This window comes from Novosphingobium resinovorum, assembly GCF_027922145.1.
GTDB lineage: Bacteria > Pseudomonadota > Alphaproteobacteria > Sphingomonadales > Sphingomonadaceae > Novosphingobium > Novosphingobium resinovorum.
The window spans coordinates 184,783-209,675 of the sequence record NZ_BSFC01000024.1; the positions used below are offsets into that span (position 1 = coordinate 184,783).

General features: G+C 65.8%; 24 protein-coding genes. 8 read left to right on the forward strand and 16 right to left on the reverse strand.

Features of this window, described 5'->3' with window-relative positions; genetic code table 11:
• The gene (locus PKE80_RS15805) at positions 1-1,317 is read right to left on the reverse strand and encodes a pyruvate dehydrogenase complex dihydrolipoamide acetyltransferase (RefSeq protein ID WP_271183319.1); all 1,317 of its coding nucleotides are present in this window, start codon (positions 1,315-1,317) and stop codon (positions 1-3) included.
• 172 nt (positions 1,318-1,489) lie between these two features.
• On the opposite strand from PKE80_RS15805, the gene PKE80_RS15810 reads away from it, so the two are divergent.
• Positions 1,490-1,945 carry a universal stress protein gene (locus PKE80_RS15810; RefSeq protein ID WP_008832727.1) on the forward strand — a complete coding sequence of 152 codons (456 nt, stop codon included), beginning with the start codon at positions 1,490-1,492 and terminating at the stop codon, positions 1,943-1,945.
• Positions 1,946-2,114: 169 nt separating this feature from the next.
• On the opposite strand, the gene rnr is transcribed toward PKE80_RS15810, so the two are convergent.
• The 9 genes from rnr to radA form a co-directional block, all read right to left on the reverse strand.
• Positions 2,115-4,445, reverse strand: coding sequence for a ribonuclease R (rnr, locus tag PKE80_RS15815; RefSeq protein ID WP_271183320.1), 2,331 nt, complete (start codon positions 4,443-4,445; stop codon positions 2,115-2,117).
• A 205-nt stretch (positions 4,446-4,650) separates the two neighbouring features.
• Entirely contained in the window at positions 4,651-5,235 is a 585-nt protein-coding gene (locus PKE80_RS15820; RefSeq protein WP_036523161.1) for a DUF805 domain-containing protein, read from the reverse strand.
• 34 nt (positions 5,236-5,269) lie between these two features.
• Positions 5,270-6,817, reverse strand: a complete 1,548-nt coding sequence (gene proS / locus PKE80_RS15825; protein ID WP_271183321.1) for a proline--tRNA ligase — start codon at positions 6,815-6,817, stop codon at positions 5,270-5,272.
• Between the two features lie 156 nt (positions 6,818-6,973).
• Positions 6,974-7,411, reverse strand: a complete 438-nt coding sequence (locus tag PKE80_RS15830; protein WP_271183322.1) for an NUDIX hydrolase — start codon at positions 7,409-7,411, stop codon at positions 6,974-6,976.
• A 35-nt stretch (positions 7,412-7,446) separates the two neighbouring features.
• Positions 7,447-8,007 carry a polyhydroxyalkanoate synthesis repressor PhaR gene (phaR, locus tag PKE80_RS15835; protein WP_008832732.1) on the reverse strand — a complete coding sequence of 187 codons (561 nt, stop codon included), beginning with the start codon at positions 8,005-8,007 and terminating at the stop codon, positions 7,447-7,449.
• A gap of 106 nt (positions 8,008-8,113) precedes the next feature.
• Positions 8,114-9,163, reverse strand: coding sequence for an alanine racemase (alr, locus tag PKE80_RS15840; RefSeq protein WP_271183323.1), 1,050 nt, complete (start codon positions 9,161-9,163; stop codon positions 8,114-8,116).
• A gap of 52 nt (positions 9,164-9,215) precedes the next feature.
• Positions 9,216-9,674, reverse strand: coding sequence for an iron-sulfur cluster assembly scaffold protein (locus PKE80_RS15845; protein WP_271183324.1), 459 nt, complete (start codon positions 9,672-9,674; stop codon positions 9,216-9,218).
• Complete coding sequence (locus tag PKE80_RS15850; RefSeq protein WP_271183325.1) at positions 9,643-10,170, reverse strand: CvpA family protein; 528 nt, start codon at positions 10,168-10,170, stop codon at positions 9,643-9,645. The genes PKE80_RS15845 and PKE80_RS15850 overlap by 32 nt, the downstream gene beginning before the upstream one ends.
• Positions 10,171-10,182: 12 nt before the next feature.
• On the reverse strand, positions 10,183-11,550 hold the full coding sequence (gene radA / locus PKE80_RS15855) for a DNA repair protein RadA (RefSeq protein WP_271183326.1): 1,368 nt from the start codon (positions 11,548-11,550) through the stop codon (positions 10,183-10,185).
• Between the two features lie 69 nt (positions 11,551-11,619).
• Between radA and PKE80_RS15860 the strand changes: the two genes are divergently transcribed.
• Positions 11,620-13,944, forward strand: coding sequence for a patatin-like protein (locus PKE80_RS15860; protein WP_271183327.1), 2,325 nt, complete (start codon positions 11,620-11,622; stop codon positions 13,942-13,944).
• A gap of 137 nt (positions 13,945-14,081) precedes the next feature.
• Here PKE80_RS15860 and dnaJ read toward each other — a convergent pair whose 3' ends face one another.
• Positions 14,082-15,206, reverse strand: a complete 1,125-nt coding sequence (gene dnaJ, locus PKE80_RS15865; protein ID WP_008832738.1) for a molecular chaperone DnaJ — start codon at positions 15,204-15,206, stop codon at positions 14,082-14,084.
• Between the two features lie 81 nt (positions 15,207-15,287).
• Complete coding sequence (gene dnaK, locus PKE80_RS15870; protein WP_036523147.1) at positions 15,288-17,192, reverse strand: molecular chaperone DnaK; 1,905 nt, start codon at positions 17,190-17,192, stop codon at positions 15,288-15,290.
• Between the two features lie 188 nt (positions 17,193-17,380).
• Between dnaK and PKE80_RS15875 the strand changes: the two genes are divergently transcribed.
• Positions 17,381-17,941 carry a copper chaperone PCu(A)C gene (locus tag PKE80_RS15875; RefSeq protein ID WP_271183328.1) on the forward strand — a complete coding sequence of 187 codons (561 nt, stop codon included), beginning with the start codon at positions 17,381-17,383 and terminating at the stop codon, positions 17,939-17,941.
• A gap of 14 nt (positions 17,942-17,955) precedes the next feature.
• Positions 17,956-18,426 carry a vgr related protein gene (locus PKE80_RS15880; protein WP_271183329.1) on the forward strand — a complete coding sequence of 157 codons (471 nt, stop codon included), beginning with the start codon at positions 17,956-17,958 and terminating at the stop codon, positions 18,424-18,426.
• 187 nt (positions 18,427-18,613) lie between these two features.
• Here the strand turns inward: PKE80_RS15880 and PKE80_RS15885 are convergent, their stop codons facing one another.
• The 3 genes from PKE80_RS15885 to hrcA all read right to left on the reverse strand — a co-directional run bounded on the left by PKE80_RS15885 (position 18,614) and on the right by hrcA (position 20,642).
• Entirely contained in the window at positions 18,614-18,874 is a 261-nt protein-coding gene (locus PKE80_RS15885) for a YMGG-like glycine zipper-containing protein (RefSeq protein ID WP_008832743.1), read from the reverse strand.
• 140 nt (positions 18,875-19,014) lie between these two features.
• The gene (grpE, locus tag PKE80_RS15890; RefSeq protein WP_036523140.1) at positions 19,015-19,581 is read right to left on the reverse strand and encodes a nucleotide exchange factor GrpE; all 567 of its coding nucleotides are present in this window, start codon (positions 19,579-19,581) and stop codon (positions 19,015-19,017) included.
• A 17-nt stretch (positions 19,582-19,598) separates the two neighbouring features.
• Positions 19,599-20,642, reverse strand: a complete 1,044-nt coding sequence (hrcA, locus tag PKE80_RS15895) for a heat-inducible transcriptional repressor HrcA (protein ID WP_008832745.1) — start codon at positions 20,640-20,642, stop codon at positions 19,599-19,601.
• A gap of 89 nt (positions 20,643-20,731) precedes the next feature.
• Here hrcA and rph point away from each other — a divergent pair, with 89 nt between their 5' ends.
• From rph to PKE80_RS15915, 4 genes are read left to right on the forward strand one after another with little or no spacing between them, the layout of a single operon-like run.
• On the forward strand, positions 20,732-21,448 hold the full coding sequence (gene rph, locus PKE80_RS15900) for a ribonuclease PH (RefSeq protein WP_008832746.1): 717 nt from the start codon (positions 20,732-20,734) through the stop codon (positions 21,446-21,448).
• Positions 21,448-22,104 (forward strand): RdgB/HAM1 family non-canonical purine NTP pyrophosphatase, encoded by a 657-nt coding sequence (gene rdgB / locus PKE80_RS15905; protein ID WP_271183330.1) that lies wholly within the window; start codon positions 21,448-21,450, stop codon positions 22,102-22,104. Before rph ends, rdgB begins: the two co-directional genes overlap by 1 nt.
• A gap of 12 nt (positions 22,105-22,116) precedes the next feature.
• Positions 22,117-23,268, forward strand: a complete 1,152-nt coding sequence (gene hemW / locus PKE80_RS15910) for a radical SAM family heme chaperone HemW (protein WP_271183331.1) — start codon at positions 22,117-22,119, stop codon at positions 23,266-23,268.
• Positions 23,268-24,167, forward strand: coding sequence for a tyrosine recombinase XerC (locus tag PKE80_RS15915; RefSeq protein ID WP_271183332.1), 900 nt, complete (start codon positions 23,268-23,270; stop codon positions 24,165-24,167). Before hemW ends, PKE80_RS15915 begins: the two co-directional genes overlap by 1 nt.
• Here PKE80_RS15915 and PKE80_RS15920 read toward each other — a convergent pair whose 3' ends face one another.
• Complete coding sequence (locus PKE80_RS15920) at positions 24,168-24,770, reverse strand: DedA family protein (protein WP_271183525.1); 603 nt, start codon at positions 24,768-24,770, stop codon at positions 24,168-24,170. It lies immediately after the preceding gene.
• Between the last annotated feature and the right edge of the window lie 123 nt (positions 24,771-24,893).

The following is a 24,893-nucleotide window of genomic DNA, read 5'->3' on the forward strand; positions in this document are numbered from 1 at the left end:
TCAGGCGATCATGCTCAGCGGGTTCTCGACGAACTCGCGGAACGCGGCCATCAGGCGCGCGCCGTCGGCGCCGTCGACGGCACGATGATCGAAGCTGCCCGTCGCACTCATCACAGTCGCCACTCCCAGCGACCCGTCTGGCATGACCCAGGGGCGCTTGTCGCCTGCCCCAATGGCGAGGATGGTCGACTGCGGCGGGTTGATCACGGCCGAGAACGACTTGATGCCCATCATGCCCATGTTCGAGATCGAGGCGGTGCCGCCTTGGTACTCGTCGGGCTTGAGCTTGCCTTCCTTGGCGCGGCTCGCGAGATCCTTGGTCGCCTTGGCGATGGCCGAGAACGACTTCTCGTTGGCGGCGGTGACGATCGGGGTGATGAGACCGCCGGGGATCGACACGGCGACCGAGATGTCGGCGCGCTCGTACTTGATCAGTTCGTTGCCCGCGAACGTCACGTTGCACTCGGGCACCGCGACCAGCGCCATGCCGAGCGCCTTGACCAGCATGTCGTTGACCGAGACCTTCACGCCCTGCTTCTCCAGCGTGGCGTTGATCTGCGAGCGCAGTTCCAGCAGCTTGTCGAGCTGAACATCGACGCTGAGGTAGATGTGCGGCGCTTCCTGCTTCGACTGGGCGAGGCGGCGGGCGATGGTCTTGCGCATGCCCGAAAGCTTCTCGACCGAGTGCGGCACGCGGGCATCGAGCAGGGCGCGGGTCTCGTCGGCCATTTCGACCGAAGAGGTCGCGGCAGCGACGGGAGCAGCGGCCGGGGCCGAAGCTGCGGGCGCCGGAGCCGCCTTCTTGGCGGTGCCGCCCTGTGCGGCCTCGACGTCGGCCTTGACGATGCGGCCATTGGGGCCGGAGCCGGCGACGCCCGAGAGGTCCACGCCCTTGGCATCGGCGATGCGCTTGGCGAGTGGGGTGGCGACGACGCGATCACCCGAAGCTGCGGCCTTCGGCGCGGCTGCGGGAGCGGGCTTGGTTTCAGCCTTGGCTTCGGCCTTCGGAGCCTCTTCCTTGGCGGCGGCCTTCGGGGCTGCGGCCTTGGGTGCGTCGATCGCCGAGGCGTCCTCGCCCTCTTCGACCAGCACGGCGATGACGGTGCCGACCTTGACGCCTTCGGTGCCCTCGGCGACGCTGATCTTGCCGATCACGCCTTCATCGACGGCTTCGAATTCCATGGTCGCCTTGTCGGTCTCGATCTCGGCCATGATGTCGCCGGAGGAGACGGTATCGCCTTCCTTGACCAGCCATTTGGCCAGTTTGCCCTCTTCCATGGTGGGGGACAGGGCGGGCATCTTGATCTCGATGGGCATGGAAACTGTACGTTCCTTATTGTCCGTAGGGAGGCCGCTTTCGGGCGCTGGCCCCTTCCTTGGACGGCTTGAGCGTTGCGTTCAAGAACCTTGCAGTTTCTTTTTTCGCAACAGTGGTGGCTTGTCTTGCAGGCTTCGCGTATCGATAAGCCGGTTGGAGAGGGAACCACCCATGCGCATCTACCTGGTGATCGTCGACGAGAGCGAGGAAGCGCTCGTCGCCCTGCAGTTCGCGGCCCGCCGCGCGGCCAAGACCGACGGTGCGCTGCACCTTCTGGCGCTCGTCCCGCCGCAGCCCTTCAACGCCTTCGCGGGGGTTCAGGCGACCATCGAGGAAGAAGCCCGCGCCCGCGCCGAGACGCTGGTGACGGCGGCGGCCGGAAACCTTTTGTCGCAAGGCGCAAAGATGCCGGTCATCTCCGTTCACATGGGAGAAGACATCAAGATCGTGCGCAAATATCTGGAGGAGCACCCCGAGGTTTCGGCGCTGGTGCTCGGCGCGGCGAAGGAAGGCGGACCGGGCGCTCTGGTCGCGCACTTCACCGGGCCGGGCATGGCGCATATGACCTGCCCGGTGTTCGTGGTCCCCGGCGGGCTCGATGCCGAGGCGATCGAACGGTTGAGTTGAGCGGCACTGGGCGGCACCTAACGGCACTCAAGGGTGCCACAAACGGTCCATTGCCCCACACAACTTCGTCATTGCGAGCGTAGCGAAGCAATCCAGGGCGGTTTGCTCTGCCCTGGATTGCTTCGCTACGCTCGCAATGACGATGAGGGGCTGGATCGAGTGAGGGGCGTTACCGCTTGCCCCGCCCCTGATGCCGGATGTTCTTCGGCCGCCCACGCTGGCCGACGAAGTGCTTGCCCTTGTGCTTGAGCGCCGGAGCATTCCCGCGCGGTTCGATCCGGCCGCCGCCGTCGGGCAGCTCATACTTGAGCGCGCCGGTCAGCGCATTGGCCTCCGCCAGTCGCAGCTTGAGGATCTGGCCGATCGAGAAGACCGTGCCCGTCTCGTCGCCGACCAGCACTTTGGCTTTCTCATCGAACGTGAACCGTTCGTCCCCTAGCGTCGAGACCGGCACCAGCCCGTCGCCGCCGAGGCCGACGATGGTGGCGAAGAAGCCGAACTTCTGGACGCCGGTGATGCGCGTGTCGAACACTTCGCCCACGCGGCTCGCCAGCCAGGCGGCGACGTAGCGGTCGATCGTTTCGCGCTCGGCTTCCATGGCGCGGCGCTCGGCCTGGCTGATCGCGTCGCTGACGCGGCCGAGGTCTTCGCGGTCACGCTCCGACAGGCCCGACAGCGCCGGAATGTCGGCTTTTGGCTTCGGCTGCTCCAGCCCATAGGCATCGACCAATGCGCGGTGTACCAGAAGGTCCGCATAACGCCGGATCGGCGAGGTGAAGTGCGCGTAGGACGCCAGCGCCAACCCGAAGTGGCCGGCATTGGCGGGGCCGTAATAGGCCTGCGTCTGGCTGCGCAGGACCGCTTCCATGATGAGCGCCTTCTCGGTCTCGTCGGTCACGTCCTTGAGCATGCGGTTGAACAGGCTGGGCGTGATGACCTGCCCCATCGCCAGCTTCTTGCCGAACGTCGCGAGGTAGTCCTTGAGCGCCATCAGCTTCTCGCGGCTCGGCGTCTCGTGGATGCGGTAGACGACGGGCGCGGTCTTGGCCTCCAGCGCCTTGGCGGCGGCGACGTTGGCGGCGATCATGAAGTCCTCGACGACGCGGTGCGCGTCGAGCCGCTCGCGGATCGCGATCTCGGTGATGCGGCCCTTCTCGTCCAGCTTCACGCGGCGCTCGGGCAGTTCGAGTTCCAGCGGATCGCGGTTGGCGCGCGCGGTGGCGAGTGCCTTCCACGCGGCCCACAGATTGGTCAGGTGCTCGGCCGCGCGGCCCTCGTCGATGCGCGCCTGCGCTTCTTCGTAGGCGATCACTTCGTCGATGCGCACGATCGCGCGGGTGAAGCGCCAGTCGGTGATCTTGCCCTCGGCGTCGATCTTCATGTGGCAGGCCATCGCCGCGCGGTCCTCGCCCGAGCGCAGCGAACAGACGTCGGCGCTGAGCACTTCGGGCAGCATCGGCACGACGCGGTCGGGGAAGTAGACCGAGTTGCCGCGCCGCCGCGCCTCGCGGTCGATTTGGCCGCCGGGGCGGACGTAGAACGACACGTCGGCGATGGCGACGAGCGCATCGAAGCCGCCCTGCCCGTCCGGGGCCGCCCAGATCGCGTCGTCATGATCGCGCGCGTCGGAGGGATCGATGGCGACGATCGGCAGGTGCCGCAGGTCTTCGCGGTGCTCGGCGCTGAGCGGCAGCTTGGCCGAAACCTGCGCCTCTTCCAGCACTTCCTCGATGAAGTGGTTGGGAATGCCGTGCTTGTGGATGGCGATCAGGCTGAACGACTTGGGCGCCAGCGGTTCGCCCAGCACTTCGGTCACCTTGACCGAAGGCCGCGCCGAACGGCCGATCGGCACGCCGAGCACGAGTTCGCCCGCCTTCGCCTCGCCAAGATCGGAGATCGGCGAGGAATTGCGGATGCGCTTGTCGACCGGGGCCAGGCAGGGCTTGCCGCCGCCGTCGATCTCGACGACGCCGAGGATCTGGTCGGCGCGCAGTTCCAGCTTCTTCATCGGGAAGGCGCGCCAGCCGGTAGCGCTTTCCTCGGTGCGCGACAGCACGCGGTCGCCCTTGCGCAGCGCCGAGCCGCGCCCCTTCTCGATCAGGCGGATGCGCGGCGGCGGGGTGGCGTCATCGGGCTGCCAGGTATCGGGGACGGCGATCGCCTCTCCCTCGTCGATGTCGATCACGCGCAGGACGGTGACCTTGGGCAACCCGCCCATCTTGTGGAAGGCGGTGCGCTTGCCGTCGATCAGGCCCTCTTCGGCCATGTCCTTGAGCAGCGCCTTGAGTTGGATCTTTTCATTGCCCTTGAGGCCAAAATGGCGCGAGATTTCGCGCTTGCCCGCAGGCTCCGTCGCGTTCTGGATGAAGTCGAGGATCTGCTTGCGGGTGGGCAGTCCCGGCGTGGGACGATCCTTTGCCGAACGATCCTTGACCGGACGGTTGACGGTGAGCCGATTGCCAGAGGTTCGGTTATTGGCGGGGCGGTTGTTTGCGGGCATTCCTCGCAGATGCCCCCTGCAGCCGTGCAATGCAATCTCGCAGGCGCGAATTGCCCCCGGAAGCTCCGGGTTCACCCCGCCTCATCGCCACCCGTCTCGTCATTGCGAGCGCAGCGAAGCAATCCAGGGCGGTTTACGTGGCTCTGGATTGCTTCGCTGCGCTCGCAATGACGAAATAGAGAGATGCAATGACGAACTGTGGCCCTCAGATGTGATCGGGCTCCGCACCGTAACGGTTGGCTCCGTCGCTCGAGGGCCAGACGCCGAACACGATGATGAGCAGCAGCGGCACATAGCCGAGCATGCCGTTCATCATCACGCTGGCCTGCGCCTCCTGCAGCTTCACCATGTCGCCGCTCTGGGCGATGATCATCATCTCGGCGACCTTGTCGACCGAAGCGACCGCCATGCCCAGCGCCGCGAACTGGATCAGCGCCGTCAGCCCGGCGATCCAGCCCGGCTTGTCGGAATCGTGCAGCCGCCGCGTGAACGAGGCGACCAGCAGACCGGTCAGCACGAGTGTGCTGGCGACGGAAGCCCAGACCGAAGTGCGCATCATCCCCGAAAGGCGGCTGAACATGCGCTTCTGCATCTCGGCTTCGCTCAGCCCCTGCTTCGCAGCCTCGAACACGTCGGCCATCATCGGTGCCGTCATCACCATCGAGATCACGATGGAAATCACGATCTGGATGATCGCCAGGAACAGGAAATAGAACCAGAAGGCCGAGCGACCCTCGCGTCCCTTGAAGTTGGTCAGGTTCGCGAGGTTGTATTTAATCGCTGCGATCATCCGGAGCCCCCGTGTGAAATCAGTAAGACCCCATTCAGTAGGATCGGGCGACGTATATCTTCTCCACGGCGCCACGTCCCGTGAAAATGCAGTTACCGGTCGCGGGTTCGGCGCCCAGCGGCGTATTGCGCATGGTGAGCTTAAGGCCCTTGAGCTTCTGAACCACCGCTTCGAGTTCATCACCGGTCGGGCGCGCCCACTCGACTTCGACCCAGCCCGGATAGCGCTTGTCGTCAGAGAAGAACGCCGCGAGTTCATCGAAGCTGGATGCCTTCGAGATGTTCGCGTCGCGCCTGGCCTTGGCTTCGGCGTGGAGCGAGACCTGGATGTCCTCGATCTCGGCCGAAGCGCGGGCCACGAACTCGTCCTTGGCGAGGCCGACGAAGTTCGCCTTGCCCGCCTCGGTCCACAGCTTGTCGCGGCGCAGCATCGAGACCTGACCGCCCGCCGCATCGCGCCCACCGATCTCGAGGATCAGCGGCACGCCCTTCTTGACCCAGGCCCAGCGCTTCTGCGTGGCCTTGCCGGGGCGCTTGTCGAGCAGCACGCGCACGCTTTCGCCAAGGGCCGACTGGCCGACGAGGGCCTTGCGCAGTTCCTCGCAGTAGGCGAGCAGCGCGTCGTCCTCGGGCGTGTCGCGCAGCATCGGCAGGATGACGATCTGGTGCGGCGCCACGGCGGGCGGCACGCGCAGGCCGTCGTCGTCGCCGTGCGTCATGATGAGACCGCCGATCATGCGGGTCGAGGTGCCCCAACTGGTCGTGTGGGCATACTGCTGCGTGCCCTCGCGGTCTTGGAAGGTGATGCCCGCCGCATGGGCGAAACCGGTGCCGAGATAATGCGAAGTGCCTGCCTGCAGCGCCTTGCCGTCCTGCATCATCGCCTCGATCGAATAGGTCGCGACGGCGCCGGGGAAGCGCTCGTTCTCGGGCTTTTCACCGGCGATGACGGGCATCGCCAGCTCGGTCTCGGCGAAGTCGCGGTACATTTCGAGCGCGCGCAGCGTCTCGGCCATCGCATCGTCCCGGTCGGCGTGAGCGGTGTGGCCTTCCTGCCAGAGGAATTCGCTGGTGCGCAGGAACATGCGGGTGCGCATTTCCCAGCGCACCACGTTGGCCCACTGGTTGACCATCAGCGGCAGGTCGCGCCACGACTGCACCCAGCGCGCCATCGCTTGGCCGATCACGGTTTCGGAAGTGGGGCGCACGATCAGCGGCTCTTCCAGCTTCGCCTCGGGATCGGGCACGAGGCCGCCCTTGCCGTCGCCGACGAGGCGGTGATGGGTGACGACCGCCATCTCCTTGGCGAAGCCCTCGACGTGCTCGGCTTCCTTGGCGAAGTAGGAGAGCGGGATGAACAGCGGGAAGTAGCAGTTCTGCACGCCCGCGGCCTTGATGCGGTCGTCCATCAGGCGCTGGATGCGTTCCCACACGCCGTAGCCCCACGGCTTGATGACCATGCAGCCGCGCACGCCCGATTCCTCGGCCATTTCGGCTTCAGAGATGACTTCCTGATACCACTGGGCGAAATCGTCTTCGCGCTTGGTGGAGAGGGCGTGGCGGATCGCGGTCTTCTGATTCATGGCGCGCCTGTTAGCGGGACTTGGCGCAAGGTTCAAATGAATGGCGACACGCTCGGCACGACCCTTCGACAGGCTCAGGGTGAGCCGGGGGGTAGTGCAAACCTCCAAAACCCGCTCAGGCTGAGCTTGTCGAAGCCCCCGAAAGCCCGCGCGACCTTAGAACATCTCAGCGAGATCTTCCGGAAAATACGGTTCCTCCAGCGCGGCCAATGCCGCGCGGTCGAACCAGCGCCAGCTGCGCATCACCGAGCGTTCCAGTTCGGTGTGGCCGCCGGTATCGATCGCCTCGGGATCGGCGCCCGCAGGCGTGCGTACGCGGAAATAGCGCTCGTCGGCCGTCACCGGCACGCCTTCGATGGTGATGAAATCGGCGATCCGCTGCGCCACCTGCGGCCCCGGCTCTGCAACGAAGCCGGTTTCCTCCAGCAGTTCGCGCCTTGCCGCATCCTCGTAGCTTTCGCCGGGATCGACCGCCCCGCCCGGCGTGCACCAGAACGGGGGACGGTCGGGCGGGTCGAACCGGAACAGCAGTACGCGCTCAGCCGGATCGAGCAGGATGATACGCGCGGCAGGGCGAGCGACGCGGGAGGTCATCACTTCGCCTCTTCGGCCTGCTTACTTGCCCGCAATTATTTACCCAGCGCGTCGAGGCGCTTCTGGATTTCAGCCATCTGGTCGCGCAGCGCGGAGAGATCGCCTGCATCCTCCGCGGGCGGCGCCTTGGTTTCCGGCTGCTTTTCCGCGCCGGGCATGAAGGCGGAGGACGCAGCGCGAAACATCGCCATGTTCTGCTCAGCCAGCTTGGCGAGCGGATTATTGCCCAGGCTGTCCTCGAACGCCTTGGCGAGCTTCGCCTGGTTGGCGCGGAAGTTCTCCATCGAGGCTTCCAGATAGTGCGGGATCAGCGACTGCATCTGGTTGCCGTACATGCTGATGAGTTCGCGCAGGAAGTTGACGGGAAGCATCTGCTCGCCGTTCGATTCCTCTTCCATGATGATCTGGGTGAGGATCGTGTGCGTGATGTCGGCGCCGGTCTTGGCGTCGAGAACCTTGTAGTCCACCCCTTCGCGCGTCATCTTCGAGAGATGATCGAGCGTGATGTAGCTTGACGAACGGGTATTGTAGAGCCGCCGGTTAGCGTACTTTTTGATGATTACGGTGTTGTCTTCGCCAGACGCCGTTTCAGTCATTTCCAGTCCCCATTTGCCGGATAGTTAAGTTACCATTCCGGGATATCGCATTGCAACACAAATTGCTGCGCAGCAAAAGAGGAAATCGGCGGAAATTCCGCGATTTTCAGCGCCCGAACCGCCTGCCGAGCAACGTCAGCAGCTCATATTGCGACAGCCCCGTGGTTACCGCGGCCTGAGGCAGCGCATAGTCCGCCGTGATCCAGTCGCCCTCCGCCACGTCGGGAGCATGGGTGAGGTCGACGACGGTGAGGTCCATGCTCACCCGGCCGAGTACCGGCAGAATCGTTCCTGCAGCGCAAAAGCGTCCCTTGCCGGACCAGCACCGCAAATAGCCGTCGGCATAGCCGAGGGCGATCGTCCCTACCCGCATTGCGGCAGGCGCGGTGAACGTCGCGTTGTAGCCGATGGTCTCGCCCGCTTCGACATGACGGACCTGCAGGATCGCGGTCTGCGGGCGAACGACCTGGCGCAGCATGGGCGCCATCTCCGGCCGGGGCACTCCGCCGTAAAGGGCAATGCCGGGGCGGGTCAGATCGCCGTGATAGGCCTCGCCCAGCGCGATGCCGCCGCTGTTGGCGAGGCTTGCCCGCTTGTGGCGAACCCGCGTGCGGGCATCGTTCCAGCGTTCGCACTGGATGGCGTTGAGCGACGTGTCTTCCTCGGCGGCCACGAGATGCGAGAGCAGGACGTCGATCTTGAGCTGTGCCAGCATCGGCTCGCCCAGTTGGTCCAGCGTCACGCCCAGACGGTTCATCCCGGTATCGACCATCAGGTCGCAGCGCCCGCCTCCGGCGTCGATCCAGCGCCGCGCCTGTTCGAGCGAGTTGATGACCGGCTTCACGTCCGTCGCCTGCGCATAAGCGGCGTCCTGCGGCGTCAGCGGTCCGTGGAGAACAGACAGCGAGCCGGGGCTCGCCACTTCAAGTACCGCGCGGACTTCCAACCAGTGCGCCACGAAGAAATCGTCACATCCAGCGGCTTGCAGCACAGGTACGACCTTGTGCACGCCAAGGCCGTAGGCATCCGCCTTGACCGCCGCCCCTGCCCGCGCGCCGCCCGACATGCGGTCGAGTGCGCGCCAGTTGGATTGCAGCGCGTCATGGTCGAGGTCCAGGCGGAGCGCCGGAGCGGGCAGGTCGGAATACGAAGTCACGTGATGGCCCATAGACCCAGCTGTCGTGCCGGGGCAACTCGGCTGCAGTCGCTCAGATGCGGGAGATCGCCTCGACCGCCGCATCCCATGGCAGCAGGACCGCACCGTGCCGCGCAGGATAGTCCCGCGCGGCGGAGATCGCGGCGAATCCGGGCCATTGCGGCAATGCGCCCTCGCCTGCCAGCCACGCTACCACGGCGGCGCGCGTCGCAAGGATGTCCTTGACGGACGCGCCCGGTGCATTGCGGGCGAAGATGGCGGCAGATGCCTGCCCGATCGCGCAGGCATGGCTGCGCAGCCCGACGCGCGCGATCGCACCGGCATCGTCGAAGGCGAGGCCCAGCGCTATCGTGCTGCCGCAACTGCGCGAACGGGCTTCGCCGCGCAGGGGCAAGTCGTCGGTCAGCGGATGACGGGCCAGTTCGATCGCGAGTGCGAGAACGTCCGGCGTATAAAGTACGGCCGTGGACACGCCGGTCTTACTGCGCTTCGTGCGCTGCTGCGGCCGCATGGGCCTCGGCACGGCGTTCGGCGATGAGCTGGACCAGCGCTTCGCTGCTGGCGTTGATGAAGGGGTAGGTACGGGCCTGCGTGATCCATTCGGGACGGCCGCCGATGCCCCAGATCGTATCGTAGCCCAAGACCAGCACCGAGAAGCCCAGCACGATCACGATGACGCCCTTCACCGCGCCGAACCCGAAGCCCAGCACCCGGTCGATCGGGCCGAGCACGGAGGCGCGGCTCTTGGCGCCGGCCCACTTGGCCACCAGCTTCACCGCCAGGAACGGAATGCCCAGCAGCAGCGCGAAGGCCAGCACTGCCGCTCCCGAATCCGAACTGATGTAAGCGCCGAGCACCGCCGTCAGCGGCGTGTGGAAAAGGCGGATGGCGAAGATGGCGAAAATCCACGCCGCCAGTGCAAGGATTTCCTGCACGAAGCCGCGAATGAAGCCGGTAATGGCGCCGAGTCCCACGAACAGGAGAACGGCAATGTCGAAGCCAGTCATAGACCGGCAGAATTAGGCATCGGACAGGATGCGGTCAACGAGGTTGGGCAGCATCGTGAGGCCAGAAAACGACAGGCCCTTTTCCGGCACGGGTCCGTTCGACGGACCGAACGCCTTCGAGAACCCCAGCTTGGCGGATTCGCGCTGCCGGATCGAAGCATGAGCCACCGGCCTGATCTCTCCGGCGAGCGAAACTTCGCCGAACCACACGGCATCGGTGGAGAGCGGCTTGTCGCCCAGCGCGGATACCAGCGCCGCCGCCACCGCGAGATCGGCGGCCGGGTCGCCGAGTCGGTAGCCGCCCGCGACGTTGAGATAGACTTCCGCGTTCGAGAAACTGAGCCCGCAGCGCGCTTCCAGCACCGCCAGCAACATTGCCATACGGCCCGAATCCCAGCCCACGACCGCGCGGCGAGGCGTGGCACCACTCTGCAACCGCACGATCAGCGCCTGGATTTCGACGAGTACGGGCCGTGTGCCCTCCATCGCCGGAAACACCGCGCTTCCCGCCATCGGTTCTTCGCGGCCCGAAAGGAACAGCATCGAGGGGTTACCGACTTCGGCGAGGCCCGAGCCCTCCATCGAGAACACACCGATCTCGTCCACCGGGCCGAAGCGGTTCTTGATCGAGCGCAGGATGCGATACTGGTGGCTGCGCTCACCCTCGAAACTCATGACGACGTCGACCATGTGCTCCAGCACGCGCGGGCCCGCGATGTTGCCGTCCTTGGTCACGTGGCCGACGAGGACCAAAGTAACATCGTTCTCCTTCGCATAGCGAATCAGTTCGAACGCGCAGCCGCGCACCTGGCTGACAGTGCCCGGCGCGCCCTCGATCTGGTCGGAGTGCATCGTCTGGATCGAATCGATCACCAGCAGCGAGGGCTTGTCCATCATTCCTAGCGTGGTGAGAATGTCGCGTACCGAGGTCGCCGCCGCCAGCTGGATCGGCGCCTTTGACAGACCGAGACGCTCGGCACGCAGACGCACTTGCCCGGCCGCTTCCTCACCGCTCACGTAGACGGAAAGCCCGCCCTTAATCGCTACATTCGCCGAAACCTGCAGCAGCAGCGTGGACTTGCCGATGCCCGGATCACCGCCCATCAGGATCGCCGAGCCGGGTACGAGCCCGCCGCCCAGAGCACGGTCGAATTCCGAGATGCCAGTCGTCTGCCGCTTGGGCACTTCACCCGGCGCGTCGAGCGGGGTGAACCGGATCGGCCGGCCGGCCGAAGACAAGTCGTGCTTGGCGGAGAAGATCGTCTGCGGCGCGTCCTCTGCCAGCGTGTTCCATTCCCCGCAGTCGGGGCACTGGCCTTGCCACCGGGTGGAGACGCCGCCGCAGGATTGGCACACATATCGACGCTTGGGTTTAGCCATGCCGCCCGCGTAAACGGAACGGAATGAGAACGCAATTGCCAATCCTGTAACCCTCGGTAAGATACCGATATGCAGCAAAAAGAACTGCGGATCGCTCTGGTCTGTTACGGAGGCGTCAGCCTCGCCGTGTACATGCACGGCGTCACCAAGGAGCTGTGGAAGGCCCTGCAGGCGAGCCGCGCCGCCTGGGCCGATCTGCCTGGCGAAGCCGGCTTGCAAGGCAGCCCGGCGGTCTATCTCGACTTGCTGCGCAGGCTTGAAAGCAGCGGCAATCTCAAGCTGCGGATACTGGCCGACATTGCCGCCGGGGCCAGCGCGGGCGGGATCAACTCGCTGTTCCTCGCGCAGGCCATTCATTCGGGCCAGTCGCTGGAGCCACTGACCGACTTGTGGCTGGAGACGGCCGACGTCGACGTGCTGCTCGATCCTGACGCCCGCCCCGGCTCGCGTGCGGCCAAGTTCTGGGCCAGCCCTCTGGTGACGTACCTGCTTCATCGGCCGGGCAACGCCGTCAGTGCGAGCGTGGCCCCGGAAACACGGACGGAAGTTCGCGAGAAGCTCTCACGCCTGATCCGCTCGCGGTGGTTCGAGCCGCCGTTCAGTGGCATCGGATTTTCGAGGCTGCTGCACCGCGCTCTGACCGCCATGGCCGAAACTCCGGCCGGACCGCCGCTGTTGCCGGAGCACCATCCGCTCGACGTGTTCCTGACCTCGACCGACTTCAAGGGGCATCTGGAAACGCTGCGGCTCCATTCGCCGCAGCAAGTGCTGGAAAGCGAACACCGGATGACCTTCGGCTTTCACGTCAAGGCGGGCGCTGAGGGAGCGCCGCTGGCGCCCTTGCCGGAACTGGTGATGGCGGCCCGGGCTTCGGCCAGTTTCCCCGGCGCCTTCCCGCCGCTGCAGATCGGCGAGATCGACCGGCTGGTGGACGAACAGGGCGGGACATGGCTGACGCGCGATGCCTTCCTCGCGCGGATCATGCCCGAACATGCGCGCCGCGGCGACCTGGACTGCGTATCGCTGATCGACGGGGCGGTGCTGGTCAATGCGCCTTTCGCCGATGCCATGCATGCCCTGCGGGACCGACCCGCCGCGCGCGAAGTGGATCGCCGCTTCGTCTACGTCGATCCGACACCCGATCATCTCGGCGCGGAAATGCGGCGCGATGCGAGCCTGCCGGGCTTTTTCTCGGTGATCTTCGGCTCGCTCTCCGCGATCCCCCGCGAGCAGCCTATCCGCGACAATCTGGAGGCGCTGGAAGCCCGCTCGCGCGAGATGGCGTCGCTGCGCGAGATCGTGCTGGCCCTGCGGCCGGAGATAGAGGAGACGGTGGACCGCCTGTTCGGGCACACCTTCTTCCTCGACCGCCCTACCCCCAAGCGGCTCGCGGCATGGCGCGCCAAGGCGCAGGGGGCGGCTTTCGAGCAGGCGGGGTTCGCCTATCACGGCTACGCGCAGGTCAAGTTCAGCGGTATCACCGCGATGATGGCCCGGATGGTGCTGGAAGCGGCGCCCGAACTCGACCTGCCTTCTCCGGAAGCGGTGCGGCTAAGGCTGATCGCGCACCTGGCGGCGCAAGGCCTCGACCGGGCGCAGGCATTGCGCGAGGCCGGTTCGCCGATGATGATCGAGTTCTTTCGCAACCACGATCTTGCCTTCCGCATACGGCGCCTGCGCCTGCTTGCTCGGCGCGTGACTCAGGAGTGGGAAGCGGAACCCGATGTCACCGAACAGGACCGCGATGCCGCGCGCACCGCGATCTACAAGGCGCTGTCGCTCTATATCGACCGCGAGCCGCTGGCGGCGCTGGGCGAGGATTTTCCGGCTGTGGCCGCGCGCTTTTTCGAGGAGCCGCAGGCAGTCGTCGATCATTTCGCCGAAGCTCGAAACTTGCTGGAGACCGACAACGCGGTGGACGAGTTGCTGGCAGAAGCCCTCGCCGCGATGCCGCAGGCGCTGCGTCGCAGGGTGCTGCTCGCCTATCTCGGCTTCCCGTTCTACGATACCGTGACCCTGCCGCTGCTGCGCGGCGAGGGCCTGACCGAGTTCGATCCGGTGCGGGTCGATCGCATCTCGCCCGAGGACTGCCACGCGATCCGCGACGGAATTCGCGAGGAGACGTTGCGCGGCAAGGAGTTCTTCAACTTCGGCGCGTTCTTCAGTCGCGGTTACCGGGAGAACGATTACCTGTGGGGGCGCCTGCATGGTGCGGAGCGGATGATGGACCTCATCGCTTCCACGCTCTCGGTCGAACATGCGATGACGCAGCCGGAACTGCTCGGGTTCAAGCGGCGGGCGTTTCTGGCGATCCTCGATGAGGAGAGGCAGCGCCTGCGTGCGGATCCCGAACTGCTGCGCCGGATCAGGCGCGAAGTGTTGGCGGGGAAGTAGGACACCTGAAGGTCGTCATTGCGAGCGCAGCGAAGCAATCCAGGGCAGTCTTGAGCCGCCCTGGATTGCTTCGCTGCGCTCGCAATGACGAGGTGGGGTGAGAAAAGCGGGTGGAGCACGCGTCCCACCCGCCTTAGTCACTCCGTCAGGTCGGTCCAGGCGTCCTTGATGCGGTCGAAGAAGCCCTTTGACTGCGGGCATTCGTCGCCGGTTTCGGTCGACTGCAGCTCGCGCAGGATTTCCTTCTGGCGTGCCGACAGCTTGGTCGGGGTTTCCACTGCGATCTCGATCACGAGGTCGCCGCGGCCGCGGCCCTGCAGCACCGGCATGCCCTCGCCGCGCTTGCGCAACTGCTTGCCGGACTGGATGCCTGCCGGAATGTCGAGCTGGATCGCCTCGCCGTCGATGCCGGGGATCTCGATCGAGCCGCCCAACGCCGCCGTGGTGAAGGTGATCGGCACCTTGGTCACCAGCGTCGTCCCGTCACGCTCGAACACGCGGTGGCGCTTGACGTGGAGGAAGATGTAGAGGTCGCCCGGGGGCGAGCCGAACGGCCCGGCCTCACCCTTGCCGGAGAGGCGGATGCGGGTACCCGAATCGACGCCCGGCGGAATGTCCACTTGCAGCGTCTGCGGCTTGTCCACCCGTCCCTCGCCGCCACACGAGCGACACGGCTTCTCGATTACCTCGCCCCGGCCGTGGCAGGTCGGGCAGGTACGCTCGACCACGAAGAAGCCCTGCTGCGCACGGACCTTGCCGTGGCCGCCGCACATCGAACAGCCGCGCTTGCCGGTGCCGGGCTGTGCGCCCGAACCGTTGCAGGGTTCGCACGATTGCGAGACTTCGATGGTGATCTCGGTGCTCTTGCCCCGGAACGCTTCGTCGAGGCTGACTTCCATGTCGTAGCGCAAGTCGGCGCCGCGCCGCTGCTGCTGACGAGCACCGCCACCGAAGGCGCTGCCGAAGATGGATTCGAAGATGTCGCCGATATCGCCGAAGTCTCCGCCGCCCTGACCGCCGCCTGCGCCCTGCTGGAACGCGGCATGGCCATAGCGATCGTAGGCCGCGCGCTTCTGCGGGTCCTTGAGGCAGTCGTAAGCCTCGCTGATCTGCTTGAAGCGCGCCTCGGAATCGGCGCAGCCCGGGTTCTTGTCCGGGTGGAAGCGCATGGCGAGCTTGCGGTAGGCCGACTTAAGGACCTTGTCGTCCGCAGTGCGCTCTACCTCGAGCAGTTCGTAATAGTCGATTTCAGTCGCTGACACGTGATATTTCCCCGTCGGAATACCTTAACCGCCACCGGCGCGGTTTGCACAGGTGGCGGCCAGGGTTTTCATCAGGACTTGTCAGCCCTTGTTTTCGTCGACTTCCGAGAACTCGGCGTCGACCACGTCGTCGTCGGCCTTGGCGGCTTCCGGCGAAGCAGCGGAAGCCTGCTCCTTCTCGTAGATGGCCTGACCGACCTTCATCGCCACCTGGGTCAGTTCCTGAGCCTTGGCGTTGATTTCGGTGGCGTCGTTGCCTTCCAGAGCGGTCTTGGTCGCGGCGATCGCGGCCTCGACTTCAGCCTTGAGCGAAGCGTCGATCTTGTCGGCGTGCTCGGTCAGCTGCTGCTCGGTCGCGTGGACGAGGCTGTCGGCCTGATTGCGGGCCTCGGCCGATTCGCGGCGCTTCTTGTCCTCTTCGGCGAACTTCTCGGCGTCACGGACCATCTGGTCGATGTCGCTGTCCGAAAGGCCGCCCGAGGCCTGGATGCGGATCTGCTGTTCCTTGCCGGTGCCCTTGTCCTTGGCGGACACGTTCACGAGGCCGTTGGCGTCGATGTCGAAGGTCACTTCGATCTGCGGGACACCACGACGCGCCGCCGGGATGCCGACAAGGTCGAACTGGCCGAGCAGCTTGTTGTCCTGCGCCATCTCGCGCTCGCCCTGGAACACGCGGATCGTCACCGCCTGCTGGTTGTCCTCGGCGGTCGAGTAGACCTGGCTCTTCTTGGTCGGGATCGTCGTGTTGCGGTCGATCATCTTGGTCATGATACCGCCGAGCGTCTCGATGCCCAGCGACAGCGGGGTCACGTCGAGAAGCAGCACGTCCTTGACGTCGCCCTGCAGAACGCCGGCCTGGATCGCCGCGCCCATGGCGACGACTTCGTCCGGGTTCACGCCGGTGTGCGGTTCCTTGCCGAAGAAGTCCTTCACGACTTCACGCACCTTGGGCATGCGGGTCATGCCGCCCACGAGCACGACTTCGTCGATGTCCTTGGCCGAAAGACCGGCATCGGCGATCGCCTTGCGGCAGGGCTCCAGCGTGCGCTGGATCAGGTCGGCGACCATGCGCTCCAGGTCGGAACGGGTGATCGTCTCGACGAGGTGCAGCGGGGTGGTGGCGCCGCCTTCCATGCGCGCGGTGATGAAGGGCAGGTTCACTTCGGTCGTCGCGGTGGACGACAGTTCGATCTTCGCCTTTTCAGCCGCTTCCTTCAGGCGCTGCAGAGCCAGCTTGTCGGTCTTGAGGTCGAGGCCTTCCTTGGCCTTGAACTTGTCCGCCAGCCATTCCACGACCTTCGAGTCGAAGTCTTCACCGCCGAGGAAGGTATCACCGTTGGTCGACTTCACCTCGAACACGCCGTCGCCGATTTCCAGAACCGAGACGTCGAAGGTGCCGCCGCCGAGGTCGTAGACCGCGATGGTCTTGCCGTCCTGCTTGTCGAGGCCGTAGGCCAGCGCCGCCGCGGTCGGCTCGTTGATGATGCGCAGCACTTCGAGACCGGCGATCTGGCCGGCGTCCTTGGTCGCCTGGCGCTGGGCGTCGTTGAAGTACGCAGGCACGGTGATGACCGCCTGCGTGACCGTCTCGCCCAGATACGATTCGGCGGTTTCCTTCATCTTCTGGAGCGTGAAGGCGCTGATCTGCGAGGGCGAGTAATCCTCACCACCGGCCTGGACCCAGGCATCGCCGTTCTTGCCCTTGACGATGTGGTATGGAACCAGCTCGGTGTCCTTCTTGGTCACCGGGTCGTCGAAGCGGCGGCCGATGAGGCGCTTCACCGCGAAGATCGTATTGTTGCCGTTGGTCACGGCCTGGCGCTTTGCAGGCTGCCCGATCAGGCGCTCACCATCCTTGGTGAAAGCGACGATCGAGGGCGTGGTGCGCGCGCCTTCTGAATTCTCGATGACCTTGGGCTTGCCGCCGTCCATGACGGCGACGCAGCTGTTGGTGGTGCCAAGGTCGATACCAATTACTTTAGCCATTATCCCCATTCCTCACGTCAGTGGGTGACACCGTGCGGATCGCCTCCCTTACACAAGGCAAGGCAGCTTGCACGGCTCGGTGACGTTCCAAGTCGTCGAGGCCGGATATAGGTGACGTTTCGCTTGGAACAAGCCTGTGTGAATGGCATTAGGCGCAACGATTCAGAAACGGGGCATAACAAAGGGAAATGCCTGTGACCAAACGTAACCTGCCAGTCGCCCTGATCTGCTCCGTCGCGCTGATGTCCATGGTCGCCGGTTGCGGCAAGACGCCCGACAGCCCGACCGAATCGAACGACGCCACCCTCTCCGGCCCCAACGCCAAGCCCGGCATGGTGGCGAGCGACGGCAAGTTGGTGCTGCCCATCGTCGCGGGCCGTCCAGGCGCAGTCTACTTTACTGTGCGCAATGACGGCGCCGAGCCGGTTACGCTGGCAGGTGTCCATGTCTCCGGCGCAGCCAAGGCGGAGATGCACCAGAGCAACGGCGGCACCATGGCCAAGGTCGACAGCCTGCCGATCGACCCGGGCGCCTCGATGGTCTTCGCGCCGGGCGGCCTTCACGTGATGGTCTTCGACGTCTCGCCCGATCTCAAGCCCGGCGGAAAGGCGGAGCTGACGCTGACCTTCTCCGATGGCGACAAGCTGTCGATGCCGCTGCAGGTCGAGGCCCTGGGGAGCCATACGGGGGGCGGTGGCATGAACCATGAGGGCATGGATCACGGCTCCATGGAAGGAATGCAGCACTGATCGTCGGTCCGGCCGTGGATCAACGGGGCGAGCGGGCGCTGACGGCGGGCGAGGTCGATCTCGTCCGCTCGATCTTCGGGAATGCGGTGGACTGCACGCCGGTGCGTGTCCGTCGCCGCCGATGGTTCCCGTTCCAGCCCGTCAACACGGTCATGGCGCCTTGCGGGCACCTGCACTTCCATCCCCGCAGCGATCTCTATCTGGATGATTTCTCGCGCGCTGCGCCGGGACTGCAGGGGTTGTTCATCCACGAGATGACCCATGTGTGGCAAACCCAGTGCACGGGACGCTGGTATCTGCCTCTGATGCGTCATCCGCTATGTCGTTACGATTATGTGCTGAGGCCGGGCTGGACACTCGATCGCTATGGCATCGAGCAGCAGGCGGAGATCGTGCGGCACGTCTTTCTGCTGCGTGAGGGGCTGCACTTTCCCGGAGCGCCGGAACTGGCAGCCTATCGCGGGATTCTGCCGTTCGGGGCGTAACTATAACGCCATTGCGAGCGCAGCGAAGCAATCCAGGGCAGTTCCACCCCGCTCTGGATTGCTTCGCTGCGCTCGCAATGACGATGTAACTCGCAAAGGCGCATGTAAATCGTAGAACAAGCCTCTACGAAACAGGGCGCAGGCACTTATGCGCCCGCGCCCTGCTCGAATTAACCTGACTGCCTGATCAGCAATCGCGATCCCAGTAACGGTCGCCGCGACGATCATAACGATAGCAGCCGCGATCGTTCTTCTTGGCCTGCGAACCGGCTACGGCACCAGCCGCAGCGCCGATCGCAGCGCCGGTGCCGACGTCACCGCCCGCGATCGCGCCGACGCCCGCGCCGAGCGCACCGCCTGCAAGGGCGCCCTCGCCCGCATAGTTGCTCGCGCAGCCACCGATGCTCAGCGCACCGGCGGCCAGAATGGGAAGGATGAGCTTGCGCATCGATGTTCTCCGAAAATTCTGTAGCCTATGCACAAGTGAACGGAAGCGCGCGCGTGAGGTTCCCCGGCAACAATACGATACGGCCCGCTTCCGGTATTTGCGGAGGCGGGCCGTATGTTCAGCTTAATGGAGAAACCCGATCAGTCCGGCTTCTTGGCCACCGCGACCATGGCCGGGCGCAGCAGGCGGTCCTTGATCATGTAGCCGGCCTGCATTTCCTGCAGGACCGTACCTGGCTCGGCATCCGCCGAGGGAAGCTCGATCATCGCCTGGTGCTGGTTGGGGTCGAGCGGCAGGCCCATGGCGGCGATGCGGGTGATGCCGTGGCTGGCGAAGACCTTGTCGATTTCACGACCGGTGGCCTCGATACCTGCAACGAGGCCCTTGAGCTTGTCATCTTCGCGCAGTTCCGCGGGGATCGCGGTCAGCGCGCGGGCGAGGTTGTCGGACACCGAGAGAATGTCGCGCGCGAAACCGGTCGCGGCATAAGCGCGGGTGTCGGCGATGTCCTTTTCGAGACGGCGGCGCACGTTCTGCGTCTCGGCGCGGGCGTAGAGCACATCCTGCTCGGCCGTCGCCAGCTTCTCGCGCAGCTTCGCGATTTCCTCGTTCTCGCCCTTGGTGTCCACGAAGTCCTCCGGCACGCCCTGAAGTTCCTCTGCCACTGCGGGATCTATGGCGGGCGACTGCGTCTTGTCGTCGGTCATTTGTTCTTTGGTTCCAGCTATCCGATGAGCTTGCCCAGGCTCTGGGCAGTGAAGTCCACCATGGGGACGACGCGCGCATAATTCAACCGAGTCGGGCCGATTACCCCCACCACGCCGACCACCCTGCCCTCACGGTCGCGATAGGGCGAAGCGATGACCGAGGACCCGGAAAGCGCGAAAAGCCGGTTCTCCGAGCCAATGAAGATGCGCGTCGACTGCGCTTCGCGCGCAGTGTCGAGCAGGTCGGCGACCGACTGCTTGTTCTCGAGGTCGTCGAGCAGCGAACGGACGCGTTCGAGGTCGGTCAGCGCGGCCTCGTCGAGCAGGTTGGCCTGCCCGCGCACGATCAGCACCGGCCTTGCAGTGGCATCCTCGCTCCACACGGCGAGACCGCGCTCCACGAGATCGCTGCTGGCGGCATCGAGGGCGGACTTGCCCGAAGCGATTTCGGCGCGCATCGCTCGCGCAGCCTGCGCCAGCGTGCGACCGCCCAGATGCGCGGAGATGTAGTTGGAGGCTTCCTCCAGCGCGCCGGAGGGAAGGCCCATCGGCAGTTCCAGCACGCGGTTCTCGATACCGCCATCTTCGCCCACCAGCACCGCCAGCGCCCGGCCCGGTGCCAGCGGCACGAGTTGCAGGTGCGTGAGTCGCGGCTCCCGGCGCGGCACCATGACCACGCCTGCACCCGACGAGAGGTTCGAAAGCAGGGCGCTGGTAGCCTCCAGCGCCGCTTCGATCGGCCCGGGCGCGGCGATGCGGCGCTCGATGGCCTGCCGTTCTTCGGCGGTGGGTTCGGCCACCTGCATGATGCCGTCCACGAACAGGCGAAGCCCCGCCTCGGTCGGCAGGCGTCCCGCGCTGGTATGCGGCGCGGCGAGCAGGCCCAACCCTTCGAGGTCTGCCAGCACCGAACGGATCGAGGCGGACGACAGGCTCACCCCACCCGGGCCGGCGAGCGTCTTCGAGCCCACCGGCACGCCGGTCGCCAGATACCCCTCAACGACGAGGCGGAAGATGTCGCGGGCGCGGGTGGTCAGTTCGGTGATCGGGGGCGTGGGCATATCGCGTGTCAATCTAGGCAATCCCCTTGAACCCTCAACCCCAATGCGCCTAGGGCGAGCGGGTATTTTCACGACGAGGATTCCCAAGAATGCGCCCTTCCGGCCGTGCACCTGACGAAATGCGTGCCATCGACATCCAGACCGGCTTTACCAAGCACGCGGAAGGCTCTGTCCTGATCTCCTTCGGCGACACCCGCGTGCTGGTCACCGCCTCGGTCGAGGAGAAGGTGCCGCCGTTCCTGCGCGGCAAGGGCGAAGGCTGGGTGACGGCGGAATACTCGATGCTGCCCCGCGCCACGCATACCCGTGGCAGCCGTGAAGCCGCCAAGGGCAAGCAGTCGGGCCGCACGCAGGAAATTCAGCGCCTGATCGGCCGCTCGCTTCGCGCCGTGGTCGACATGAAGAAGCTCGGCGAACGCCAGATCGTGCTCGACTGCGACGTGCTGCAGGCCGATGGTGGCACCCGCACCGCCTCGATCTCGGGCGCCTGGGTGGCGCTGCGCCTTGCCGTCGACAAGCTGATGGCCGACGGCAAGATCAAGGAAGACCCGATCACCGCGCGCGTCGCGGCGATCTCCTGCGGCATCCACCAGGGCACCCCGGTGCTCGACCTCGACTACATCGAGGACAGCGGCGCCGATGCCGACGCCAACTTCGTGCTGATCGAAGGCGGCCTGATCGCCGAAGCACAGGCCACCGCCGAAGGCGCGACGTACGACGAGGAAGGCCTGCTGCGCCTCCTGCGCCTCGCCCGCATCGGCTGCGAGGGCATCTTCGCGGCGCAGGCCAAGGCGGTCGGCCGCTGATGACGCGCAAGCTGGGCGATACGAAGCTGGTCATCGCCACGCACAACGCAGGCAAGCTGCGCGAAATTTCCGCGCTGCTCGCCCCGTTTGGCGTGGACTGCGTCTCGGCGGGCGATCTCGGCCTGCCCGAACCGGAGGAGACCGGCACCACGTTCGTCGAGAACGCGCTGCTCAAGGCCCATGCCGCTGCGAAGGCGGCAGGGCTGCCCGCTCTGGCCGACGACAGCGGCTTGTCGGTGACGGCGCTCGGCGGACGGCCGGGCGTCTATACCGCCGACTGGGCTGAGCGGCAGTGGTTCGAAGGCGAGCCGGGCAAGGATTACAAAGGGCGCGACTGGTACATGGCGATGGGCAAGGTCGAGGGCCTGCTCAGCCAGCAGGGACCGGATGTGGACCGCTCATGCTGGTTCACCAGCGTTTTAGCGATCGCATGGCCCGAGGGCGACGAGGCAATCTACGAGGGGCGGGTGACCGGCACCTTCTCGTGGCCGCCGCGCGGGACGATGGGCTTCGGTTACGACCCCGTCTTCGTGCCTGAAGGACGCGACGTCAGCTTCGCCGAACTCACGGTCGCCGAGAAGCAGACGATCAGCCACCGCGCCGACGCTTTCGCGAAGCTCGTCGCGGACCAGTTCCCCGATCAGTCCACGGCGTGATACGTTAGGCCGATGGCCCGCGCCCTCTACATTCACTGGCCGTTCTGCCTCGCCAAGTGCCCGTATTGCGACTTCAACAGCCATGTCCGCGAGCGTGTCGATCACGCGCGCTGGCAGGACGGGCTGCTCGCCGACATGCGCCATGAGCACGCGCTTGCAGGCGGAGAGCCGCTGGAGTCGATCTTCTTCGGCGGCGGCACGCCCTCGCTGATGCCACCCGCGCTGGTCGCGCGTCTGCTGCAGGAGGCCGAGGCGCTCTGGGGCTTCGCGCCCGGCATCGAGATCACGCTGGAGGGCAATCCCTCCTCGGTCGAGGCGGCCAACTATGCGGCGCTGGCGCAAGTCGGCGTCAACCGCGTGTCGCTGGGCCTGCAGGCGCTGGATGACGCGACGCTGCGCTTCCTTGGCCGCTTGCACGATGCGTCAGAAGGCCTGAAAGCGCTGGAAGTGGCGCAGCGGCATTTCCAGCGCGTCAGCTTCGATCTCATCTATGCGCGTCCCGGCCAGTCGCTGAACGACTGGCGCGCCGAACTGGACCGCGCGCTGGCCTCCGGCACCGGACACCTCTCGCTCTACCAGTTGACCATCGAGCCGGGCACGCGCTTCGAGACGATGGTGCGCAAGGGCGACTTCGTTCCGCTGGACGAGGACGCCTGCGCCGATATGTTCGCGCTCACCCGTGAAGTGACGGTGGCTGCGGGGCTCCCCGCCTACGAGATCAGCAACCACGCCCGTCCCGGCGAGGAAAGCCGCCACAACCTGACCTACTGGCGCTATCAGGACTATTGCGGAATCGGCCCCGGCGCGCATGGACGCCGCGGCGGTGTGGCGACGGTGCGCCATCGGAAGCCGGAGAACTGGCTCGCCGCGATGGCGCAATCCGCGCATGGGATTGTCGAGGAACGCCCTCTCGCCATCCCCGAACAGGCAAGCGAAGCGATGCTGATGGGCCTGCGCCTGCGCGAAGGCGTGGACCTCGGCGCAATGGCGGCGCGCTTCGGCCTGACTGCAGATCAGCTGTGCGATCCCGCCAAGGCCCGGTTCTACGAAGGACAGGGCCTGGTCTGGCGCGACGGCGCGCGCGTCGGCGTTAACGGCGAGGGCATGGTTCTGCTCGACGGGCTGCTGAGCGAACTGGTGCCCGAACAACTGGTCGCAGGCTGATGGCGAACAAGGCCGACCTGCTCGAAGCATGGGGCGGACATCTGGCCGAAGGACGGCGGCGCAGCCCGCATACCGTGCGCGCTTACGTGGCGACGGCGGGGCGCCTGCTCGACAGTCTTGGAGAAAGCGACTGGCACCGGCTGGCCGCCCTCGATGCGGGGGCGCTGCGCGGGCATCTCGCGTCGCGGCGGCAGGACGGGATCGGCAATGTCTCGGCCGCGCGCGAGCTTTCGGCGCTCAAGGCGTTCCTCGTCTTCGCGCGGGAGAAAGCCGGGGTAGCGCAGGCGTCGGCCCCGCGCGTGAAGGGGCCGCGCGTCAAGAAGGGACTACCCCGGCCCGTCACCCCTGACGAAGCGGTGGGGCTTGCGGAAGGGGTCCAGGACGACGCCTCTGAGCCATGGATCGGTGCACGGGACCGGGCGGTGCTGCTGCTGCTCTACGGCGCGGGCCTGCGCATCGCCGAGGCACTTTCGCTGACCGGCGCGGCGCTGCCGCTGGGCGAGACGCTGATGGTCACCGGCAAGGGCGGCAAACAGCGGGTCGTGCCCTTGCTCCCGAAGGTACGCGATGCCGTGATGGACTATCTCGCCAAGTCGCCGTGGCCGGTGGAACGCGATCATGCGCTGTTCCGGGGCGCCAAGGGTGGGCCATTGTCGCAGGGGATGGTGCAGAAGGCAGTGGCGCGGGCGCGGATATGGCTGGGCCTGCCGGCGAGCGCGACCCCGCATGCGCTGCGGCACAGCTTCGCCACGCACCTGCTCGGTGCGGGGGCGGACTTGCGCTCATTGCAGGAACTGCTGGGCCATGCCTCGCTGGGATCGACGCAGATCTATACCAAGGTCGATGCGGCGACGCTGCTCGACGTCTATCGCAATGCCCACCCGCGCGAACGCGACTGACTATTCCGACCGCGGCTTCCAGCGCAGCACCCGCCAGACGTAGAACACTACGGTCACCACCGCGACCGCCAGCGTCGCCCAGCCGAGCCACTGCTCCGCCTGTGCCAGCGTGTTGCCGAGCCACTTGCCGCCGATGATCAGCAGGACATTCCAGATCGCCGCGCCGAAAAAGGTGAAGGCGAAGAACTTCACGTGCCCCATGTGGGCCAGCCCGGCCGGGATCGAGATTACCGAACGGAACATCGGCATGAAGCGGAACACGAAGACCACCCAGTGCCCGTGCCTGCGCAGGAAGCGTCCGGCCACTTCGACATCGTGCCATTCCAGCGTCAGCCAGCGGCCCCAGCGGTCGATGAACGGCCGCAGTCGCTCGTAGCCGAGGCGGTCGGATATCAGGAACAGCACGTAGTTGCCGAGGGTCGAGCCTAAAGTTCCCCAGAACAGCAGAGGCCAGAAATGCATGTCCCCGCGTGCGACGGCGATCCCTCCGAGGCCCATGATGACTTCGGAGGGGATCGGCGGGATGATATTCTCCAGCGCCATGAGGAACATGATGCCGAGATAGCCGCCCTGCCGGATGATTTCGTAGATCCATTCACCCACGATGAGCGACACCCGGTTGTCCTTGCCCTGTCAGGGGGAAGGATAGCGCAGCTTGGAAGCGGAGCTTGACCACCAGCCCCACCCAACTTCGGCTGGGCCGCTGAGCGGCCAAGCCTGCGTATC

Bases quoted from the DNA above. Each gene is read 5' to 3' on its own strand.
- PKE80_RS15850 (WP_271183325.1), bottom strand. From the start codon at position 10,170: ATGACTGGCTTCGACATTGCCGTTCTCCTGTTCGTGGGACTCGGCGCC.
- PKE80_RS15845 (WP_271183324.1), bottom strand. From the start codon at position 9,674: ATGCGGCCGCAGCAGCGCACGAAGCGCAGTAAGACCGGCGTGTCCACG.
- radA (WP_271183326.1), bottom strand. From the start codon at position 11,550: ATGGCTAAACCCAAGCGTCGATATGTGTGCCAATCCTGCGGCGGCGTC.
- dnaK (WP_036523147.1), bottom strand. From the start codon at position 17,192: ATGGCTAAAGTAATTGGTATCGACCTTGGCACCACCAACAGCTGCGTC.
- rph (WP_008832746.1), top strand. From the start codon at position 20,732: ATGCGCCCTTCCGGCCGTGCACCTGACGAAATGCGTGCCATCGACATC.
- proS (WP_271183321.1), bottom strand. From the start codon at position 6,817: ATGAATCAGAAGACCGCGATCCGCCACGCCCTCTCCACCAAGCGCGAA.
- hrcA (WP_008832745.1), bottom strand. From the start codon at position 20,642: ATGCCCACGCCCCCGATCACCGAACTGACCACCCGCGCCCGCGACATC.
- rdgB (WP_271183330.1), top strand. From the start codon at position 21,448: ATGACGCGCAAGCTGGGCGATACGAAGCTGGTCATCGCCACGCACAAC.
- PKE80_RS15830 (WP_271183322.1), bottom strand. From the start codon at position 7,411: ATGACCTCCCGCGTCGCTCGCCCTGCCGCGCGTATCATCCTGCTCGAT.
- rnr (WP_271183320.1), bottom strand. From the start codon at position 4,445: ATGCCCGCAAACAACCGCCCCGCCAATAACCGAACCTCTGGCAATCGG.
- PKE80_RS15860 (WP_271183327.1), top strand. From the start codon at position 11,620: ATGCAGCAAAAAGAACTGCGGATCGCTCTGGTCTGTTACGGAGGCGTC.
- PKE80_RS15885 (WP_008832743.1), bottom strand. From the start codon at position 18,874: ATGCGCAAGCTCATCCTTCCCATTCTGGCCGCCGGTGCGCTGAGCATC.
- PKE80_RS15875 (WP_271183328.1), top strand. From the start codon at position 17,381: ATGCCTGTGACCAAACGTAACCTGCCAGTCGCCCTGATCTGCTCCGTC.
- phaR (WP_008832732.1), bottom strand. From the start codon at position 8,007: ATGACTGAAACGGCGTCTGGCGAAGACAACACCGTAATCATCAAAAAG.
- PKE80_RS15915 (WP_271183332.1), top strand. From the start codon at position 23,268: ATGGCGAACAAGGCCGACCTGCTCGAAGCATGGGGCGGACATCTGGCC.
- PKE80_RS15820 (WP_036523161.1), bottom strand. From the start codon at position 5,235: ATGATCGCAGCGATTAAATACAACCTCGCGAACCTGACCAACTTCAAG.
- grpE (WP_036523140.1), bottom strand. From the start codon at position 19,581: ATGACCGACGACAAGACGCAGTCGCCCGCCATAGATCCCGCAGTGGCA.
- hemW (WP_271183331.1), top strand. From the start codon at position 22,117: ATGGCCCGCGCCCTCTACATTCACTGGCCGTTCTGCCTCGCCAAGTGC.
- PKE80_RS15805 (WP_271183319.1), bottom strand. From the start codon at position 1,317: ATGCCCATCGAGATCAAGATGCCCGCCCTGTCCCCCACCATGGAAGAG.
- PKE80_RS15810 (WP_008832727.1), top strand. From the start codon at position 1,490: ATGCGCATCTACCTGGTGATCGTCGACGAGAGCGAGGAAGCGCTCGTC.